The sequence below is a fragment of the Bradyrhizobium sp. 62 genome, assembly GCF_023073035.1.
Lineage (GTDB): Bacteria > Pseudomonadota > Alphaproteobacteria > Rhizobiales > Xanthobacteraceae > Bradyrhizobium.
Genome location: NZ_JADPIT010000032.1, coordinates 317,413 through 336,756, shown reverse-complemented (window position 1 = coordinate 336,756; position 19,344 = coordinate 317,413). Strand labels below are relative to the sequence as shown.

At 63.2% G+C, this 19,344-nt stretch carries 16 protein-coding genes; 1 reads left to right on the top strand and 15 read right to left on the bottom strand.

Annotation, left to right across the window (positions count from 1 at the left end; all coding sequences use genetic code 11):
* The 7 genes from IVB47_RS30965 to IVB47_RS30935 all read right to left on the bottom strand — a co-directional run.
* On the bottom strand, nucleotides 1-352 hold a 352-nt coding region (locus IVB47_RS30965), incomplete at its 3' end, for a response regulator (RefSeq protein WP_247467149.1).
* The gene (locus tag IVB47_RS30960; RefSeq protein WP_247467147.1) at nucleotides 349-2,946 is read right to left on the bottom strand and encodes an ATP-binding protein; all 2,598 of its coding nucleotides are present in this window, start codon (nucleotides 2,944-2,946) and stop codon (nucleotides 349-351) included. The genes IVB47_RS30965 and IVB47_RS30960, both read right to left, overlap by 4 nt.
* A gap of 160 nt (nucleotides 2,947-3,106) precedes the next feature.
* The gene (locus tag IVB47_RS30955) at nucleotides 3,107-6,202 is read right to left on the bottom strand and encodes a MexW/MexI family multidrug efflux RND transporter permease subunit (RefSeq protein WP_247467144.1); all 3,096 of its coding nucleotides are present in this window, start codon (nucleotides 6,200-6,202) and stop codon (nucleotides 3,107-3,109) included.
* A gap of 76 nt (nucleotides 6,203-6,278) precedes the next feature.
* Entirely contained in the window at nucleotides 6,279-7,472 is a 1,194-nt protein-coding gene (locus IVB47_RS30950) for an efflux RND transporter periplasmic adaptor subunit (RefSeq protein ID WP_247360011.1), read from the bottom strand.
* Between the two features lies 1 nt (nucleotide 7,473).
* Nucleotides 7,474-8,175 (bottom strand): TetR/AcrR family transcriptional regulator, encoded by a 702-nt coding sequence (locus IVB47_RS30945; RefSeq protein ID WP_247468144.1) that lies wholly within the window; start codon nucleotides 8,173-8,175, stop codon nucleotides 7,474-7,476.
* 133 nt (nucleotides 8,176-8,308) lie between these two features.
* Complete coding sequence (locus tag IVB47_RS30940) at nucleotides 8,309-8,899, bottom strand: thiamine pyrophosphate-dependent enzyme (RefSeq protein ID WP_247467141.1); 591 nt, start codon at nucleotides 8,897-8,899, stop codon at nucleotides 8,309-8,311.
* Entirely contained in the window at nucleotides 8,896-9,438 is a 543-nt protein-coding gene (locus tag IVB47_RS30935) for a phosphonopyruvate decarboxylase (protein WP_247360013.1), read from the bottom strand. The genes IVB47_RS30940 and IVB47_RS30935 overlap by 4 nt, the downstream gene beginning before the upstream one ends.
* 107 nt (nucleotides 9,439-9,545) lie before the next feature.
* Between IVB47_RS30935 and IVB47_RS30930 the strand changes: the two genes are divergently transcribed.
* Entirely contained in the window at nucleotides 9,546-10,766 is a 1,221-nt protein-coding gene (locus tag IVB47_RS30930; RefSeq protein WP_247467138.1) for a cytochrome P450, read from the top strand.
* Nucleotides 10,767-10,902: 136 nt separating this feature from the next.
* On the opposite strand, the gene IVB47_RS30925 is transcribed toward IVB47_RS30930, so the two are convergent.
* The 8 genes from IVB47_RS30925 to IVB47_RS30890 form a co-directional block, all read right to left on the bottom strand.
* Complete coding sequence (locus IVB47_RS30925; RefSeq protein WP_247467135.1) at nucleotides 10,903-11,766, bottom strand: sugar phosphate isomerase/epimerase family protein; 864 nt, start codon at nucleotides 11,764-11,766, stop codon at nucleotides 10,903-10,905.
* Nucleotides 11,766-12,971, bottom strand: a complete 1,206-nt coding sequence (locus tag IVB47_RS30920; RefSeq protein ID WP_247467132.1) for a dihydrodipicolinate synthase family protein — start codon at nucleotides 12,969-12,971, stop codon at nucleotides 11,766-11,768. The genes IVB47_RS30925 and IVB47_RS30920 overlap by 1 nt, the downstream gene beginning before the upstream one ends.
* A 10-nt stretch (nucleotides 12,972-12,981) precedes the next feature.
* Nucleotides 12,982-14,133, bottom strand: coding sequence for a Gfo/Idh/MocA family oxidoreductase (locus tag IVB47_RS30915; RefSeq protein ID WP_247288534.1), 1,152 nt, complete (start codon nucleotides 14,131-14,133; stop codon nucleotides 12,982-12,984).
* Entirely contained in the window at nucleotides 14,130-15,527 is a 1,398-nt protein-coding gene (locus IVB47_RS30910) for a hypothetical protein (protein ID WP_247467128.1), read from the bottom strand. Before IVB47_RS30910 ends, IVB47_RS30915 begins: the two co-directional genes overlap by 4 nt.
* 4 nt (nucleotides 15,528-15,531) lie before the next feature.
* Nucleotides 15,532-16,380 carry an ABC transporter ATP-binding protein gene (locus IVB47_RS30905; RefSeq protein ID WP_247467125.1) on the bottom strand — a complete coding sequence of 283 codons (849 nt, stop codon included), beginning with the start codon at nucleotides 16,378-16,380 and terminating at the stop codon, nucleotides 15,532-15,534.
* Nucleotides 16,377-17,369 (bottom strand): ABC transporter substrate-binding protein, encoded by a 993-nt coding sequence (locus IVB47_RS30900; RefSeq protein WP_027568870.1) that lies wholly within the window; start codon nucleotides 17,367-17,369, stop codon nucleotides 16,377-16,379. Before IVB47_RS30900 ends, IVB47_RS30905 begins: the two co-directional genes overlap by 4 nt.
* 59 nt (nucleotides 17,370-17,428) lie before the next feature.
* Nucleotides 17,429-18,238 carry an ABC transporter permease gene (locus tag IVB47_RS30895; RefSeq protein WP_007593901.1) on the bottom strand — a complete coding sequence of 270 codons (810 nt, stop codon included), beginning with the start codon at nucleotides 18,236-18,238 and terminating at the stop codon, nucleotides 17,429-17,431.
* Between the two features lie 291 nt (nucleotides 18,239-18,529).
* Entirely contained in the window at nucleotides 18,530-19,189 is a 660-nt protein-coding gene (locus tag IVB47_RS30890; RefSeq protein ID WP_247468140.1) for a TetR/AcrR family transcriptional regulator, read from the bottom strand.
* Nucleotides 19,190-19,344 lie beyond the last annotated feature (155 nt).

Sequence of the window (19,344 nt, the reverse complement as noted above, 5' to 3'; positions counted from 1 at the left end):
GCAGCAGCGCGAAATCGATCGGCTTGGTGAGAAGTCCGACTGCGCCGCGCTCGATCGCCTTCCGGCGCGTCTCGGCGTCTCCGTAGGCGGTGATCATGATGACGGGAACGTCCGGATGCGCAAGACGCACCTTCGGCAGCATATCGAGCCCGCTCATGCCGGGCATGTTGATGTCGGACAAAATCAGGATCAACGAGGGATCGCGAACCTCGGCGGCCAGTTTCAGCGCATCGGGTGCCGACGACGCGAATTCCATCTGGAAGCGGCCGGCGCGCAAATCGCGCCGAAACTGCTGCCGGAACAGCGCCTCGACGTCGGGCTCGTCATCGACGACCAGGATGTAAACGTTCAAGACTTGCCTCCGGAAGTGCCGCCCGCCGCCATCATGCGCGGCAGGGTGATGATGAATTCGGTGAATACGCCGGGTGCGGTGTTCACGTCGATCGTGCCGCCGTGCTGTTTCACCACGATGTCATGGCTCATGGAAAGGCCGAGCCCTGTGCCCTCGCCGGCCGGCTTGGTGGTGAAGAAGGGATTGAACATCTTCTCCCTCACCTCGGACGGGATCCCGGTGCCGTTGTCGCGAATGCGGATCTCGATCCTATCGCCGAGAGTTTTTGTTGCCGCGCGCAGGGTGGGCTCAAAGGCGTCTGCGGCGCTCTCCTTGCGCTGGGCAGTGGCGTAGAAGCCGTTCGAGATCAGATTGAGGAAGACCCTCGTAATCTCCTGCGGATAGACATCGACCATGCCTGCGGCTGGGTCGAAGCCGCGCTCGATCGTGACGTTGAAGCCGGGCCGTTCGGCACGTGCGCCGTGATAGGCGAGATTAAGGCTCTCCTCCAGGATCGCGTTGATATCGCTGGGGCGATGCTCGCCGGAGCCCTCGCGCGAATGCAGCAGCATGTTCCTGACGATGGAATCGGCGCGCTTACCATGCTGCACCACTTTTTCGAGGTTGCTCCTGAGCATTCCGGTTAGCTCGTCGACCTCCTCCTTTGTCTTGTCGTCGAGCGAGACCGCTTGCAGGGCCTCATTGAGTTCGTCGATCAGTTCCGTCGACACCGCCGAGAAATTGTTGACGAAATTGAGCGGGTTCTTGATCTCGTGCGCGATCCCCGCCGTGAGCTGGCCGAGCGACGCCAACTTCTCGGTCTGGACCAGGCGGTCCTGCGCGCTGCGAAGATCGTCGAGGGATTGCGACAGCTCCGTCGTACGCTTGCGCAACTCGTTCAGAAGTCGCGTGTTCTCGATCGCGATGACGGCTTGTTTCGTGAAGTTCTCAACCAACGCGATCTGCTTGTCGGTGAAAGGCCGGACCTCCTTGCGATAAACCGCAACGGTTCCGATCAGCTCGCTTTCCCTCATCATGGGCACGATGACGATCGTCCGGGCGCCGGCGACGTCGGAGATTCCACGAATGGTCGGACCTCCAGCGAGATAGGCCGGAGTTTGCTGCACATCGTGAACGTGGACAACTTGACGTGTCCTGACAACCGCAGCAAGCGCGCTGTCCGGATGAGGACGGATCGCGATATCTTTTCGCGAGGCCGCGAACGCAGGTGGCACATTGTAGTCCGCAGCAATCGTGAAACTCTCACCATCCCACAGATTCATTACGCCGAAACTCGCACCACAGACGCGTGTGGCATTCTCGAGCATCTTGTGGAACACTGGTGTGAGTTCGCCAGGAGACGAACTGATGACCTGCAACACTTCCGACGTAGCCGTCTGTTGCTCGAGCGACTCGGTCAACTCAGCCGTTCTCACCTCGATCTTTTTCTCCAGGTCCGCATAGGATTCCTGCAGGCGCTCGCCCATCTGGTTGAACTGGTCCGCGAGACCCTCGAGCTCGTCACCGGTTCTGATCGAGATGCGTTGCGAGAAATCGCCGCCGCCGATGCGCTCGGCGCCGCTCCGCAGCGCCTGGATCGGCCCGACCATGCGGCGCGCGAGGAATATCCCGGCGAGGACCGCGAAGATCGACGCCGCGAGCAGCACGAATGCAAGCCGCTGCAACGAGGCATAGAGGGCGGCATAGGCCTCCTCGACCGGCAATTCCACGAACATGGTCCAGTGCAGCGGCGCGATCGGGGCCGACGCGGTCAGCACCTTCTGTCCCTGGAGATTGCGCGCTTCGGAAAGTGCGTCGAACGCGGTGCTGCCTCCGTCAAGCGCGGCGCGCACCTGGGTGAGACCAGACAGGTCGGTGTTGCGCAGGACCAGGCTGATATCGGGGTGCGCGATCAGGCGTCCCTCCGGACCGACCACGTAGGCATGTCCGTGCTCGCCGACCTTGATCTGGGACACGACGTCCCAGATCAGCTTGAGATTGACCTCCGCGATGCTGACGCCAGCATCCTTGCGCGCCCCGGCCTGCGCCAGGGTCATGTACGGCTCGGACTCCCTGCGGAAATAGACCGGACCGTAAAAAACCTTGTGCGCGACCGCCTCGGTAAACTTCGGATCCGCCGACAGGTCGATCCCGCTGTCGATCGCGTCCATGGCAAGCCGCGAGACCCGCAGCCGTTCCTTGCCGGTCGCATCGACCTGGGCGAGTTCGGTGATCGCGGGCACCTGACGCAGCAGCCGCAGCGCATCGAACCGGCGCTGCTCGATCGAGCCCGCCGACCAGGACAGCTGCGTGGTCCAGCCGAGCTGGCTCTCGATCTCCTTGACGAACTGACCGATCTTGGCCGCGGCCGCCTCGGCCTGTTCATGCTGAACCCGGATCAGCGCGGCCTTGTGCTCGCGATAATAGAAGAGGACCTCGAAAAGACCGTTGGCCAGCAGCGCGATCGCGACGACGGCCACGAACAACGCGACATATTTGGTGAACAGCCGCGTCCTGATCCCCTGCCCCGGGGTCGTACCGGACGCGATGCCATCCGGCGTTGCGCTCGGCAGCGTCCGTGCTTGCGGGGTGTCGGGATGGAGGGAAAGGCTCATCCCGCCGAACCTAGCAAGAAGACCGGACCTTGTCTCTCGCGCGAACCGGAATCCACTTCGCTCGAAATCGCTCTAATGGCGGCCGGGGCGCCCGAGGCAAATAGAAAAGGGCGGCAGCGGATTGGCCGCTGCCGCCCTCGTGTTCGCTTTATCCGTGGCCTCAGGTGGGCCGCAGCGCCTTGGCGTTGAGGTCGAGGTCGTTGACCTGCTTGTTCCGCTCGGAATCGGCCGCCGCGCGATGGTCGGTCGCCAGCACCACATAGACCGCCGGCAGCACGAACAGCGTGAACAGCGTGCCGATCGACATTCCGGCGACGACCACCAGACCGATCGAGAAGCGGCTGGCCGCGCCAGCGCCGGTCGCGGTCAGCAGCGGGATCAGGCCCGTCACCATCGCGGCCGTGGTCATCAGGATCGGCCGCAGACGAATACGGGCCGACATTTCGATGGCGGAGCGGCGATCGAGCCGTTCGTTGATCTGGAGCTCGTTGGCGAACTCCACCATCAGGATGCCGTGCTTGGTGATCAGGCCCACCAAAGTCAGCAGGCCGACCTGGGTGTAGATGTTCATGGTCGCCACGCCGAAGAACAGCGGGATCAGCGCGCCAACGATCGCCATCGGCACCGAGATCATGATGACCAGCGGATCGCGCAAGCTCTCGAACTGCGCCGCCAGCACCAGGAAGATGATGATCAGCGCGAAGCCGAAGGTGATCGCGAGCTGGTTGCCTTCCTGGACATATTGCCTGCTGTCAGCAAGATAATCATGGCTGAAGCCTTGCGGCAGGTTTTTGGCCTCGCTCTCGAGGAAGTCGACCGCCGCACCCACCGTCACGCCGGGCATCGGCACCGCCGAGAAGGTCGCCGAATTGAGCTGATTGTAATGGGTCAGCGAATTCGGCTCGGTCTTGGTCTCGATCGACACCACCGTCGAGAGCGGAAGCTGCTGGCCGGTGTTGGTCGTCACGTAGTAGCCGGCGAGCGATTCAGGCGAGAGCCGCTGGCCGCGCGGCACCTGCGGGATGACCTGGTAGGAACGGCCCTCGAGGTTGAAGCGGTTGATGTAGTTGCCGCCGAGCAGCACCGCGAGCGTACTGCCGAGGTTCTGCATGCTGATGCCGAGATCCTGCGCCTTGGTGCGGTTGATCGTCACCTTCACGTTCGGCTGGTTGTAAGCAAGGTCGCTATCGGAGACGATGAACATTCCGCTCTTGCGGGCGGCAGCCTTCAGCTTCTCCATCTGCTCATAGACAGTCTGGAAACTGGCGGTGGAGTTGATCACCATCTGCACCGGGAGGCCGCCCGGGCCGCCCGGCAGCGGCGGCAGGTTGAACGCGAACGCCTGCACGCCCTCGATCTTGGAAAGCTCGGCCTGCACCAGCGACTTCAGCTGGATCGACGAGCGCTTGCGCTCTTCCCAAGGCTTGAGCAGCATGCCGGCGATACCGCCCTGCGGGCCGTTGATGCCGTTCAGCACGAAGCGCAGATCGGTCTCGGGAAATTTCTGGAATTCCTTGTCAAGCTTCTCGCCGTAAAAGTCGACGTAGTCGATGTTGGCGTATTTCGGCGCCTTGGTCACCGCGAACACGATGCCCTGGTCCTCCTCAGGCGCCAGCTCCTTCGACGTGTGCATGTAGAGGAAGCCGACGAGCCCGAGGATTGTTACCGCAAACAGGCCGGTGATGGCCTTGTAGTCGAGCGAGCGGTCGAGCCTGCGCCCGTACCACCGCGTCAGCGCGCCAAACACCTTGTTGACGAGCTTGGCGAAACGCCCCTCTTCGGTGTTCTTCAGCAGCACCGAGCACATCATCGGCGACAGCGTCAGCGCGATCACGCCGGACACGATCACCGAGCCCGCAAGCGTGAAGGCGAATTCGCGGAACAGCGAGCCGGTCAGGCCGCCGAGGAAACCGATCGGCGCGTACACGGCCGCGAGCGTGATTGTCATCGAGACCACGGGACCCACGATTTCGCGCGCGCCTTCCAGCGACGCCTGGACCGGCGTTTTCCCTTCCTCCAGATGACGATGGATGTTTTCCACCACGACGATGGCGTCGTCGACCACGAGGCCGATCGCGAGCACCATCGCGAGCAGGGTCAACAGGTTGAAGCTGAAGCCCAGCGCCAGCATCAGCGTGCAGACGCCTATCATCGACAGCGGGATGGTGACGACGGGAATGATCACCGAACGGAACGACGCCAGGAACAGGAAGATCACCACGATCACGATGATCACGGCTTCACCCAGTGTCTTCTCGACCTCGTCGATCGAGGATTGGATGAACTTGGTCGAATCGTAGGCGACCTTCATCTTCATCGACGGTGGCAGATTGCGCTCAAGCTCGGGGAACAGCGCCCGCACGCCCTTGACCAGCGTCAGCGGGTTGCCCTGCGGCGTTGCCTGCACACCGATGAAGATTGCGTGCTCGCCGTTGAAGGCGACGCTCGCGTCCGTGCTTTGGGCCGCAAGTTCGACGATGGCGATGTCCTCCATCCGCACGAAGCCGCCGTCCTTGGCCTTGACGATCATCTTCTTGAACTGGTTGACGTCGGTGAGGCCCGTATTCGTCGAAACGTTCGAGACGATGAGATATCCCTTGGTCTGCCCCGCCGCGGACTGGAAGTTGTTGGCGGTGATCGCGGTCGCGACATCCGCAGGCGACACGTTGCGGCCAGCCATCTTCAGGGGATCAAGCCACAGCCGCATCGCAAAGGTCTGGCCGCCGAGAATGTCGGCGGAGGCCACGCCGTCGACAGTCGACAGCACCGGTTGCACAACGCGCGTCAGATAGTCCGAGATGGCCGAGCCTGACAGCTCTTCGGACGAGAATCCGAGATACATCACGGCCGTGGTCTGGCCCGTGGTCTTGGTGACAATCGGGTCGTTGGATTCCTTCGGGATCAGGTATTTGACCGAGTTTGTCTTGGCCAGAACCTCGGTCAGCGCCTGGTTCGGATCGAAGTTCAGCTTGATGTAGACCTGGATCGTCGAGGTGCCGAGCACCGAGGACGAGGTGATGTAGTCGACGCCTTCGGCGGAAGCGACCGCCTGCTCGATTGGAGTGGTGATGAAGCCCTGGATCAGGTCCGCGGATGCGCCCGGATAGACGGTCGTGATGTTGATGACCGTGTTCGACAGCTTCGGATATTGCCGGATCGGCAGCGTCGTCGCCGCGCGCAGGCCGATCAGCAGGATCAGCAGGCTGACGACGACCGACAGGACCGGGCGTTTGATGAAGATATCAGTAAAGCGCATCGCGGCGATCTCGATTTCTTTGACTTGCAAAGCGCATGACCCGGCCGTGCCGGATCATGCTGCAACGTGTACGATGTCAGTAGCGCGGCGGCTGCGCCGGGAGCTGCGGAGCCGGGTCGGTCGAAATCGACACCGCCGCGCCCGATTGCAGCTTGAGTTGGCCGACCGCGACGACCTTGTCGCCTGGCTTCACGCCCTTGACGATTTCGACGCGACCTTCGACCCGGTTGCCGGTCTGCACGAAAGTGCGCACCGCGCTCAGGCTGGTCTTGCCGTCGGCTTCCTTCTTCTCGGTGATCACGAACACCGAGTCGCCGTACAGCGTGTAGTCGACTGCCGTCTCCGGCACGGTGACCACGGCCGGCTTGTCCGGGAGCACCACCGTGGTGGTCACGAACATACCGGGCTTCAGGATCTTCTCCGGATTGGAGATGGTCGCCTGCACGCGGATGTTGCGGGTGTCGGCCGAGATCTGCGGCTCGATCGTGGTGATCTTGGCGTCGAAGGTGCGGCCCGGATAGGCGTCGACCTTCAACCGGACTGGCTGACCGACCTTGAGGTTGCCCGAGTCCTTTTCCGTCACCGTGAAGTTGGCCCACAACTCCGACAGATCCGTCAGCGAAACGATGGCCGTGCCGGCGGTCAGATACTGGCCGACCTCAACCTTGCGGACGCCGAGATCACCGGAGAACGGCGCGCGGACCAGCTTCTGCGAGATCAATGCTTCGGTCTTGGCGATACCCGCCAGCGCCTGATCGTACGCGGCCTGCGCGGTATCGACGGTTGCCTGCGGGCCGAACTGGCGCGACGCCAGTTGCTTGGCGCGGTCCAGCGACAGTTGCGCGACGGTGGACTGCGCCTTGTAATTGGCGAGGTCGCCCTGCTCCGGCGCGTCGAACATCTGCACCAGCGGCGTGCCGGCCTCGACATGCGTGCCCGGCTCGAACTTGATCTCGGTGACGCGGCCGTTGACGTCGGCGCTGACGTCGACCTGGTGCACGGCAGACAGCCCGCCGACGGCCGTCAGCAGGTTCGGCACCACCTCGGACTTCGCCTCGGCGGCGCTGACCGCGACCGGCGGCGGCTTGTTGTTGGCGAAGAACTGCTTGATCATCTGGCCGCGGAAATAATTGAACCAGACGAGGCCACCGACGAGCACGGCCAGAAGCGCGCCGACGATGATGAACCAGAGCACCGGCCGGACCGGACGCTTGGGAGCCTTGTTGTCGATCGGTTCGCCCGAAATCTTGTGTTCGGTGACGATGTTCATGTCATGCACTCTCTGCAATCGCCGTCTTGTCCACACACGCGGCTTGATCGCGGCCTAAATGCGAAGCAATTGCGGCGTCGTTAAGTCCGATACCCCTCAGGAGAAACTCACAGAGCTGCCGCTCGAGGTCGTTCGCCTTGCCGTAAGCGAGACACGGCGTGGCCGGCAGCCTGGTCAGCGCCGCCGTCATCACGGTGTGATGCGCAAACCAGAACAGGTTGAGCGGTTCGCCGTTGTATGGCCGCGCGTCCCCCGCGGCAACGGCACGCTCGAGCGAGGCGACGAAGGCCGCCCCGATCAGCGTCTCGATCTTGGCATATAGCAAACGCGCGAATTCGCCATCATCCAAATGACTCGTGGTCATCAATCGCAGGCGCTGGGCCTCTTCCTGGTCGGGCCCGTCGGCGATGTGCATGAAATGCCCGACCATGCCGCGGATCACTTCGACCAGCGTAGCGGTCGACGGCTGACGTTCGAGCAGCTCCATGAGCGCCGGGTCCGCCTCGCATTCGTCGCTGAGGATTTCGGCGTACAGCGCGGCCTTGGACGGGAAATGCTTGAACAGCAGCGCCTCGGAAATGGCAGCGGCGGCCGCCACGCTCTTGGTCGTGGTGCCGGTATAGCCGTGTCGGGCAAAGCAACGCTTTGCGGCGCCGAGGATCAATTGACGCCTCAGGTCGCTCGTCATACGCAATGAGCTCATGCTAGTGAGTAAGCACTCACCCACGCAAAAGTCAAGCACTATGCTGCATCGCAACCTGAATGCGTTGTAATTCCAGTGGAAATTGACCTCGCCCACACGGTCCCCGTGCAGGACGGGACGCCGGAACGCCCGCCTAGATCGGTTGGAAGCCGAGGTCGCCGCGAATCCGGTTGAGAATGTAAGTCCCGTCCCGGCTCGGCAAAATCCGCTCCAGATTGGCACTGTCGATCTTCACATTGGCAAAGCGCGGCCCGGCGGTGACGTCGTGGACGGCTCTGGCGAAGGCCTCGACCTCGGCCATTGTCGTCACGGACCGGCTATCCCCGATGCCGCAGGCCCTGGCGACGCCGACGAGGTCGGCCGCCGCGGCCGTGTGGCTGGCCTGGCCCCCGGTCTCGCCATAGGCCTCGTTGTCGAGCACCGCGATCGAGAGATTGGACGGCTTCTGCAGGCCGATGGTGGCAAGGCTGCCCATGCCCATCAGCATCTCGCCGTCGCCGGTGATGACCAGCACCGGCAATTTTGGCTGCGCCAGAGCGAGGCCCAACCCGATCATCGCCGCCCCGCCCATGCCGCCCCAAAGGTAGAAATTCCGGGCATGGTCGCCGGCCGCGCACATGTCGTTGGTGGAGGCGCCGAGGCCACCGATCGCAACCACGTCCCTGCGGTTCGCGAGAAGCGTGGACACCACCTGACGGCGGTCGAGGAGATTGGCCTTGCTCATTTGGTGAAAACCTTGGCGCCGATCAGGCGTTGCGACAGCAAGACGGCGGTGGGCGTGAGCGCGTTGTAGGCTTGCGCGGCCGCCGCCTCGAGCACGGCCGGCACCTCGGCTGGGTTCGAAGCCCGCAGCACCTTGACACCCGAGAGCTCGAACACGCCCTGCGTGGTAGATCCCATCGGGACCTGCCACGGATTGAACTCGCCCCACTCCCCTCGCATGGTCACCAACGTGAGGAAAGGAAAGCGCAGGATCGGGATCAGCGACAGCATGTTGATGCAATTGCCGACCCCGCTCGACTGCATCAACAGCACGCCGCGCTGGCCGCCCGTCCAGGCGCCGGCGAGCAGCGCGACGCCCTCCTCCTCCGTCGTCAGCGGAATGCCGCGCATGGTGGACGAGGCCAGCACGCGCTGGATCAGCCTCGAATGGCCGGCGTCGGGCACGTAGGGCACCTGCCGGACGTCGAAGCGTTGCAGGGCCGCGAAGATATCGTCTGGCCATGAAGGAGCCGTGTCGGCAGCGTCAGAGCGGGCGTGCATTTTCCTGTCCGGTCGGCTTGCAAATCGCGGCTCGACTGTAGACGGTGAACCGAGCCGCTCAAAAGAGCGAATACAGCATATCGGACTCAACCGGCGAGTATGGCGGCATGAACGCAAGTGCGAATGAACTGGCGGCCAGTTTCGATCTGGAGAAGCTGACGCCGGAATTCTACGACGATCCCTACCCGACCTATCGTGCACTGCGGGAGAACGAGCCGGTCAAGCGCCTGCGCAACGGCACCGTGTTCCTGACCCGCTATGACGATCTCGTCACGACCTACAAGAACACAAAGTCGTTCAGCTCGGACAAGAAGCGCGAGTTCGCGCCGAAATACGGCGACACCCTGCTCTACGAGCACCACACCACGAGCCTCGTCTTCAACGATCCGCCGGCGCATACGCGCGTGCGGCGCCTGATCATGGGCGCGCTGTCGCCGCGCGCGATCGCGGGGATGGAGCCTGACATCATCAAGCTGGTCGACGGCCTGCTCGACGCCATCGCCGTCAAGGGCAATTGCGAGCTGATCGAGGACTTCGCCGCATCGATCCCCATCGAGGTGATCGGCAATCTGCTCGACGTGCCCCATGACGAGCGCGCGCCGCTGCGCGAGTGGTCGCTGGCGATCCTGGGCGCCCTCGAACCGGTCGTGTCGCCTGAAGTCGCTGCCCGCGGCAACAAGGCCGTGGCGGATTTTCTCGCCTATCTCGAAACGCTGGTCGCACGCCGACGAGCGAAGCCTGGCAACCCCGAACGCGACGTGCTGACGCGCCTGATCCAGGGCGAGGACAACGGCGAGCGGCTGACAGAGAAGGAGCTGCTGCACAATTGCATCTTCCTGCTCAATGCCGGCCACGAGACCACCACGAACCTGATCGGCAACGGCCTCGTGGCGCTAGACCGGAACCCGGATCAGAAGCAGCGGCTGATCGACAATCCCGAGCTGATCAAGACTGCGGTCGAAGAGATGCTGCGCTACGAGAGTTCGAACCAACTCGGCAACCGCATGACCACGGAGCGGGTCGAGCTCGGCGGCGTCATGCTGGATGCCGGCACGTCGATCACGCTGTGCATCGGCGCGGCCAACCGCGATCCGGCGCAGTTTCCGGACCCCGAGAGCTTCGACATCGCGCGCACGCCGAACCGGCATCTCGCCTTCGCCACCGGCGCGCATCAATGCGCCGGCATGGCGCTGGCGCGGCTGGAAGGCGCCATCGCGGTCTCACGCTTCCTGGCGCGCTTCCCGAACTACGCCGTGAGCGGACAGCCGGTCAGGGGCGGACGGGTGCGGTTCCGCGGCTTTTTGAACGTGCCCTGCGCAATCGGCTGAGGCCTTAAAACAAAAAAACGCGAAAACAACCCCATGCACAGTAGAAGGTTACCGGCGCGCGATGTGCCGGTGATCCCGCGCAACCAATTGAGATCTCAGGCCATCGGCGCCGCCGCGCGCAACAAATTCCGGAGGCCTAAACCACCGTCTTGTGCCGCGCGATGCAGGTTTGCAGCACCTCGTCCATCGGTTTACTCCACCACTCGTTGGAGAAGATTTCGATCTCCGAATAGCCGGCAAAGCCCTGTGCTTCGACCGCTTCGCGCACCGATTTGATGTCGATCACGCCGTCGCCCATCATGCCGCGGTCGTTGAGAATGTCCCTGGTCGGCACCAGCCAGTCGCAGACATGGAAGGCGAGCAGGCGATCTCGTCCGGCGCGCGCGATCTGCCCCATCAGCTCGGGATCCCACCAAATGTGATAGACGTCGAGCGCGACGCCGAGCATGCCGCTGCGATCAGGGTCCAGCCGGTCGCAGATGTCGAGCGCCTGTTTCGTCGTGTTGACGCAGGCGCGGTCCGCCGCATAGGCCGGATGCAGCGGCTCGATCGCCAGCGGCAGCTTGGCCTGTTTGGCGTAGTCGAGCATTTCGGCGAGCGCCTCCTCGACCTGCGTCCGCGCGCCGGCAATGTCCTTCGACGCCTCGCTGCCGGGCCGCGAATATTGCGGCAGGCCGCCGACCACGAGAACGATGCAGGGGGCTCCCAGCGCCTTGGCTTCGTCGACGCAGCGCCGGTTGTCGTCGCGCACCTCGCTCCGGCGCGATGCGTCCGACGTGAACATGCCGCCACGGCAATAGCCCGACAGGTCGAGACCGGCATCGCGCACCGCACGCGCGGCACGCTCGAGGCCGACGGCTGCGACCTGGTCGCGCCAGGGATCGATGGCGCGGATGCCGTGCCTGGCACAGGCCTCGATGATCTCGACGAGGTCACCCTGCTTGCGGATTGTCGCCGTGTTGAGCGATAGCCAGCGATGGTCGGACGAGAAATCACGCATCAGGATTCGATTCCGTGCGTTGAGAGCACCGCCTTCATCCGCAGCGTCGCCAGCTCCGGATCGGCGAGCAGCCCGGCCTTGTCGGCCAACCGGAACAGCTCGGCCAGATGCAGCGTCGAGCGCGTGCTCTCCTGCCCGCCGACCATGGTAAAATGGTCCTGGTGGCCGTTGAGATAGGCCATGAACACCACGCCGGTCTTGTAGAAGCGCGTCGGCGCCTTGAAGATGTGACGCGACAGCGGCACGGTGGGTCCCAGCACGTCGTGGAAGCCCGCTTCGTCACCCGCTGCCAACCGCGACAACGCGTAGGACGCCGCCGGCGCGATCGCGTCAAAAATGCCGAGCAGCGCGTGCGAAAAGCCCTGTTCGTCGCCGGCGATCAGCTCCGCATAATTGAAGTCGTCGCCGGTGTACATCTTGATGCGCTTGTCGAGACGACGGCGCATGTCGATCTCGCGCTGCTTGTCGAGCAGCGAAACCTTGACACCGTCGACCTTGGCAGCATTGCCGTTGATGATGGCGACCGCAATATCCATCGCCTTGTCGAGATCGCTGGTGCCCCAATATCCCGTCAGCGCCGGATCGAACATGTCGCCGAGCCAGTGGATGATCACGGGCTCGCGAACCTGCGACAGCACGCGGTCATAAACCTTTGCGTAATCGTCGGCGTTACGGCCAAGCTTCGCCAGCGCGCGCGACGCCATCAAGATGATGCGGCCACCGACCTTCTCGACCGCCGATATCTGTTCCTCATAGGCGCGAATGACGTCGTCGAGATTCTTGGCGTCCTCGACCGGGAGATGGTCCGTGCCCGCTCCGGAAAACACCAGCGCGTTGCGTCGCTTCGCGGCAGATACCGAGCGCGTGATCAGCTCCAGCGAGGTCGGCCAATCCAGCCCCATGCCGCGCTGCGCGGTGTCCATGGCTTCCGCAACGCCGAGCCCGAGGTCCCAGACGTGCTCGCGAAAGGCGATGGTCTTGTCCCAGTCGACGGCAGCGGAGAGCCACGGGTCGTTGTCGGCGAAGGGATCGACCACGGTATGGACGGCCGAGAACGCGATGCGGTTCAGCGGGCCCTCGAGCTTTGCGGGAAACGTTCGCGAGGCCGCGAGCTGGTAGGTTTCGATCGAGCGATCGGCCTTCGGCAATTTGAGCGACAATGACGACGTTGAAGGGACGGGCTCGGGCTGGACGGGCTTGTTCATTGTTCCCTCCTCAGACCTTGATCGGAGCGACGTCGATCCAGCGCCGCTCCTTCCAGCTCTTCAGCGCGCATTCGGCGAGTTGCACGCCCTTGACGCCTTCGAGCAGCGTGAACTTGTAGGGCGCATCTTCATAGACGTGGCGGATGAACATCTCCCACTGCTCCTTGAAGCCGTTGTCGTAGGTGACGTTGTCAGGCAGTTTCTGCCAGTCGCCGTAGAAATCGTGCAGCCGCTTCTCGTCGGGATTCCACACCGGCCGGGGCGTCGCCTGCCGCGCCTGGATCATGCAGTCGGAAAGGCCGGCGACGGCCGAGCCGAGCGTGCCGTCGACCTGGAAGGTGACGAGATCGTCGCGATAGACGCGCGTCACCCAGGACATGTTGATGTGGGCGATGGCGCCGCCCTTGAGCTGGAATGTGGCATAGGCGGAGTCGTCGGCGGTCGCCTTGTACTTCTTGCCCTGCTCGTCGAAACGCTCCGGGATGTCGGTGTTGCCGATGCAGCTCACGCTCTCGACCTCGCCGAAGAGATTGTCGAGCACGTAGCGCCAGTGGCAAACCATGTCGAGGATGATGCCGCCGCCGTCCTCGTCGCGATAATTCCATGACGGCCGCTGCGCCTCCTGCCAGCCACCTTCGAACACCCAATAGCCGAACTCGCCGCGCACCGAGAGGATGCGGCCGAAGAAGCCGGAGTCGCGCAGGAAGGCAATCTTCTTCAGGCCGGGCAGGAACAGCTTGTCCTGCACCGTGCCGTGCTTGACGCCCTTGGAATTGGCGAGCTTGACGACCTCGAGCGCCGCCTCGAAGTTCGTCGCGATCGGCTTCTCGCAATAAACGTGCTTGCCGGCATTGATGGCCTGGGTCAGAAGGCCCGGCCGTGCCTGTGTGGTCGCGGCATCGAAGAACATGGTGTCGTTCTTGTCGGCGAGGGCGGCATCGAGATCGGTGGTCCAGCGCGTGATGTTGTAGCGCTTGGCGAGCCCCTCGACCTTCTCGGCGCTGCGGCCGACCAGGATCGGGTCCGGCATCACGCGGTCGCCGTTCTTCAAGCGGACGCCGCCCTGCTCGCGGATCGCGACGATCGAACGGATCAGATGCTGATTGAGCCCCATGCGGCCCGTGACGCCGTTCATGATGAGGCCGAGGCGTTGCGTGGTCATGCCGATTGCTCCCAGAGTGATTTTGGCTGTTCGAGCGGGCGTAGCGCCGACCAGTCCGGATGAACCGACGTCGCAAAGCCCGTTGCATTGAGCGATCCCGTGGGGAGATCGCCGTTGTGAATGGAGAGGCGGATGCCCTGCCCGGCATCCGCGTAAAGATCGGGATGCGCGACGGCGAAAGCCTGGGCCTCCGCGGCGGGCGTATCAACGAAGCCATCGACGTAGTGGTGGCCGTTACGTTCGGCATGGGTGATGCCGATGAAGGCACCGAGCGCAAGGTCCTGCTGCAGGGCGAGGCCCGCCTGGCAGGTCAGGTCCTCGCCGGTCACGAAGAATCTTTCGCCGGCCACGCTCCATTTCGCCGCGCGCGTCGCGTTGACGATGGACTTGTAAAGCCCTTTGCACGATTTCGACGAGATGCCGTGATAGCCAAGCGCCCGTGCCGCAGGAAACGCGTCGTAGGAATCGTCGGCTTCGTCGATGATGAAGCCACGCGCAGCGAGCGAGCCGAGCGGTGACAGCCTCGTAACATCGCGCGGCATTGGCTGCTCGACATAGAGCAGCCTGGATGAAATCGATCGCAGCGCAGTGTCATGGTCGAGCCGGCCGATGAGTTCATGCAAGGCTGCGAGATCGGCATATTGCTCGTTGGCATCGAGCGTCACTTTGTAGTCACGGTCCAGCGCATCGAGCTCCTTGCCAATGCGCGCCAGCCGCGCTGCATCGCCGACGGGGTCCCCCGACAGCTTCAGCTTGAAGTACCTTGCACCGGAGTTCTCGTGGGGATCTGCAACTCCGCCCTCGCCTTCAACGGTGTCGTCGAGACCGACGGTATGCCTGATGGCAACGCGCGCCAGCGGCTTCCGGCCGGATAGAAACGTCTTGAGATCCGTGTCCTTCAGGTCGGGCGAAAGCCGCGCATCGATGCCGACGATGTTGCCGGCCATGCCGTCGAAAAAATTGGTCTCGGCCGCACGGAGCAGCGCGTCGAGGATCGCTTTGTCGATTTCCGCAGGGCCGTAGGCCGCGGCAAGCGCCGGAATGTTCTTTTTCGCACAGGTTGCGACCTGGGCACCGACGCACGATGCATGCAGATCGAATGCCGTCAGAAATCCGGTTCGCGCGAGATAAAGCCCCCGCGCGATCTCCAGCGAGCGGCGCAAATCATCGACGGTCTGCACCGGCGACAGCTCCGGCCGCTTGTCGAACCATTTCGGCACCAGCAGCTCGGCGCTGGCACCGAATGCACTTCCCCTGCCCTCGACCTCGATCTCGACCCGCACGAACAGCTGCGGCGTCGCATTGATGGTGATCGCGCCGAAGCGGAACGGCCGCGCGAACTGCACGGGACGTTCGAAGAACGCGATATCTCGCAGCTTCAGACGCGGCGCCATGGCTTTAGTCCAGCGAACCTTGCGAAAAGAAATGCTTGCGGATGCGCTGGACGAGTTCGGTGAACACAGGATCGGCCATCACGTCCAGCGAACGGGGCCGCGGCAGCGGCACGTCGTAGATGGCGGCGACCGCGCCGGGCCGCTCGGTCATGACCAGCACGCGATCGGCGAGGAACACGGCCTCGGGGATCGAATGCGTGATCAGCAGGACCGTCTTCCTGGTCTCGCGCTGGATCCGCATCAGCTCGACATTCATGCGCTCGCGCGTCAACGCGTCGAGCGCGCCGAACGGCTCGTCCATCAGCATGATCCGGGGATCATGAACCAGGGCGCGGCAAATCGAGGCGCGCTGCTGCATACCACCGGAGAGCTGCCACGGCAGCTTCTTCTCGAAACCTTCGAGCCCAACCAGCTTCAACAGCGCCTTGGCGCGGTCGAGATATGTCTGCCGCGGCAGCCGCTTCATGTCGATCGGCAGCATCACGTTGGACAGGATGTTGCGCCATGGCAGCAGCAGCGCGTTCTGGAACACGATGCCGACATTGCCGTGCGGCGCCGTCACCTTCTCACCCTCGACCAGGATCTCGCCCGTGGTGGGCGGCAGCAGTCCCGAGATCAGCTTGAGCAGCGTGGACTTGCCGCAGCCGGATGGGCCGACCACGACGAAGAACTCGCCGTCATTGATGTGGAAGTCGAGCGGCCGCAACGACGGCACATCGCCGTCGCGCGTCCGGTAGGTCTTCGACACGCCTGATAGCTTGATGCCCGACGCATCGCCGGCAGCCCGGTCGCTCACCAGTCTCAGATGCGCGGCCGGTTGCAGGGTTTCGCTCATGGTTGTCGCGGGTTTCACGAACCGCTCTTCGGCAGATAATCGTTGGTATAGAACGCCTTCGGGTTCTCCTTGGCCTTGGCGTCGAGCCCGCCATATTCGACCATCAGATTGACCGAGTCCGTCATGTTCTGGTCGGTGACCTGGAACGGCCGCTTGCTCTTGGTCTCGGGCGTCCGGTAGAGCGGAATGGTCAGCTCAAAACCTTGCGTCAGCGTGTCGATCTTGCCGCCCTTGGGGTTGGCATCGAGGATCGACTGCGCTGCCGCCTTCGGCTCCTTCTCAGCGGCCTCGACCGCCTTGGTCGTGGCCGACATGAAGCGGCGGACGAGATCGGCATTGGCCTTCACATAATCAGTATTGGCAATGATGCCGGAGGAGACCATGTTGATGCCGTAGTCGGCGAACTTGATCGGATAGACGTCCTTGCCGGTGGCGTCCTTGATCTTCATCGACTGGTCCATGACGTAGCCGAGCAATAGGTCAGCCTGGCCGTTGATGACCGCGTTGAGCTTGGTCTGGCCATCGCCCGCCACCGTCTGGAAGTCGCTTTCCTTGAGGCCGGTCTTCTTCAGGAACAGCGGCCAGATCTGGGTCATGGAATCGGCCGGCGTGATCGCGACCGTCTTGCCCTTGATGTCCTCGGGCTTCCTGATGTTCTTGTCGACGAAACCCATGGCGGACATCGGGCTGGTCTGGAGCAGCACGCCGGTCGCAACCACTGGCGCACCCTTGATCGCGGCGCGCATCATGGTGGGCACGTCGACATAGCCGAAATCGGCGGTCTTGGCGGCCACCGCCTGGGTGGTCGCAGCCGAGCCACGGCCTTCCTGAATCTCGAGGTCGATGCCCTCGGCCGCATAAATGCCCTTGGCCTTGCCGTAATAGAACGGCGCATGCTCGCCATAGACGTACCAGTTGAGCATCAGCACGACCTTGTCGGCCGCTTGCGCCGGCATGGCCGCAAACACCATCAGCGCCGCCGAGATAGCTCCTATCCACCGCTTCATCGTCACTCTCCCTTGTCGTTGTTGCGTCGGCCGTTGGCCGTTCGTTGCTTTGGTTATTGTTAAGAGGCGAAAATCACGTCCTCGCGCTGGCTGACATGCCAGGGAATGACCAGCTTCTCGATCCGGTCCACGATCCAGAACAGGATGACGCCGAGCAGCGCGAGGATCACGAGGGCCGCAAACATCGTCGGCAGGTCGAAGGTGCCGATCGAGCGCTGCATCACATAGCCGATGCCGGAATTGGAGCCGACGAACTCGCCGACGACGGCGCCGACCACGGCGAGCGTCACCGACACTTTGAGGCCGGAGAAGATCGCGGGCAGCGCATGCGGCAGGTTCACCGCGCAAAACACCTGGAAGCGGCTGCCCTGCATGGCGCGGGCGAGATCGACCATATCCGGATCGACGGATTTGAAGCCTTGCACAGCGGAGACCACCACCGGGAAAAACCCAAGCAGGAACGCCGAGATCACTTTCGGAATGATGCCGAAGCCGAACCACACCACGAACAGCGGCGCGATCGCGATCTTCGGCACGGACTGCGAGAACACCAGCAGCGGATAGACGTAGCTCTCCACTGTCTTGGAGCCCGCGATCAGCATCGCGATGGGGATACCAAAAAGCGCCGAGAGCGCGAAGCCGCAGACGGTTGCATAAGTCGTCGGCCAAGACTGGCGCAGCAGTTCCGGCCAATCGGTGCGCAGCACCGCAATGACATCGCCCGGCGACGGAATCTGGTAGGCGGGAATCTTGAACAGCCGGATGGCGAGATCCCAAGCCACGACGATGAACACCAGGAACAAAAACGGCCGGATCCAGGCCGCATTCAGCATCTTGGACACCGCACTCTGCGGCTTCAGCTCAGCCACGTCTCACTCCCGGTCGTCTTGTTCGTTGGGCGAGAAATTAACCCGTTGGATAAATACTGTCCAGCGGTTTTCCTGCGGCGTTTTGTGCGGGGTTCCGGCTGGCTTGGGGAACGCGTCGGCAGCACCACGTCTTCGGTGTCATTCCCCGCGAAGGCGGGGAATCCAGTACGCCGCGGCCCGTCGGCTCAGCCACAACCGTCTCGGAGTACTGGATCGTCCGGTCAAGCCGGACGATGACGGCTGAGTTCGGAGAAACGCCGATAATCCATCGAGCTGTAGTGAGTTACACCGCTAAACCGTCTGCGCCATCGCGGCGCGCGCCTTCGGCGCCTTGGTCATCGCTAACAGCGCGGCCGACTGCCCCGTCAGCGCCGCCAGCACGAGGCCGACCATGTGGTCCAGCCGCTCGTCCTTGGCGTCCTTGGCCAGCAAATCGCGACCGAAGATCACGCTGAGTGTCGCCGAGTTCGACAGATAGAAGAAGCACAGTCCCGCGATCGAGATGTAGAGCTGGACAGGATCGACCGCGACCTTGAAGTCGCCGCCGGACACACCGCGCCGCACCACGGTGCCGATCATCTCGACGAAGGGCGAGTGCATCGACTTGACCTTGGTCGATTTCTTCAGATGCTTTGCGCGCGCGAGATTCTCGGTCTGGAGCAGCGACAGGAATTCGGGATTGCGCAGGAAGTAATTCCAGGTGAACTCGATCAGGCGGCGGATCGCCTCGGGCGGGTCGAGATGTTCGAGATCGAGCCCGCGCTCCTCGCTGCGGATCTTGTCGTAGGCGCCTTCGAGCACCGCGAGATAGAGCTCGTCCTTGTTGCCGACGTGATAATACAGCATCCGCTTGTTGGCGCCGGCGTTGGCCGCGATGCGGTCGACGCGCGCACCGGCAAGCCCGTGCGCCGAGAATTCCTGCTTGGCGGCTTCGAGAATGCGCAGCCGCATCCCCTCGGGATCGCGCTGCCATTTCAGAGTTCGCTTTGCCGCTGCTTTCGCCAAACCGGGTGCTCGCTGGGTGCTATCAGGATGCCGTGTAACACGCGCTCGGCCCGCCGCATAGTTTCGTCATTGCGAGCGTAGCGACCCAATCCAGACTGCCA

Coding starts and splice junctions, on each gene's coding strand:
- IVB47_RS30960 (WP_247467147.1), bottom strand. CDS start 2,946: ATGAGCCTTTCCCTCCATCCCGACACCCCGCAAGCACGGACGCTGCCG.
- IVB47_RS30955 (WP_247467144.1), bottom strand. CDS start 6,202: ATGCGCTTTACTGATATCTTCATCAAACGCCCGGTCCTGTCGGTCGTC.
- IVB47_RS30950 (WP_247360011.1), bottom strand. CDS start 7,472: ATGAACATCGTCACCGAACACAAGATTTCGGGCGAACCGATCGACAAC.
- IVB47_RS30945 (WP_247468144.1), bottom strand. CDS start 8,175: ATGAGCTCATTGCGTATGACGAGCGACCTGAGGCGTCAATTGATCCTC.
- IVB47_RS30940 (WP_247467141.1), bottom strand. CDS start 8,899: ATGAGCAAGGCCAATCTCCTCGACCGCCGTCAGGTGGTGTCCACGCTT.
- IVB47_RS30935 (WP_247360013.1), bottom strand. CDS start 9,438: ATGCACGCCCGCTCTGACGCTGCCGACACGGCTCCTTCATGGCCAGAC.
- IVB47_RS30930 (WP_247467138.1), top strand. CDS start 9,546: ATGAACGCAAGTGCGAATGAACTGGCGGCCAGTTTCGATCTGGAGAAG.
- IVB47_RS30925 (WP_247467135.1), bottom strand. CDS start 11,766: ATGCGTGATTTCTCGTCCGACCATCGCTGGCTATCGCTCAACACGGCG.
- IVB47_RS30920 (WP_247467132.1), bottom strand. CDS start 12,971: ATGAACAAGCCCGTCCAGCCCGAGCCCGTCCCTTCAACGTCGTCATTG.
- IVB47_RS30915 (WP_247288534.1), bottom strand. CDS start 14,133: ATGACCACGCAACGCCTCGGCCTCATCATGAACGGCGTCACGGGCCGC.
- IVB47_RS30910 (WP_247467128.1), bottom strand. CDS start 15,527: ATGGCGCCGCGTCTGAAGCTGCGAGATATCGCGTTCTTCGAACGTCCC.
- IVB47_RS30900 (WP_027568870.1), bottom strand. CDS start 17,369: ATGAAGCGGTGGATAGGAGCTATCTCGGCGGCGCTGATGGTGTTTGCG.
- IVB47_RS30890 (WP_247468140.1), bottom strand. CDS start 19,189: ATGCGGCTGCGCATTCTCGAAGCCGCCAAGCAGGAATTCTCGGCGCAC.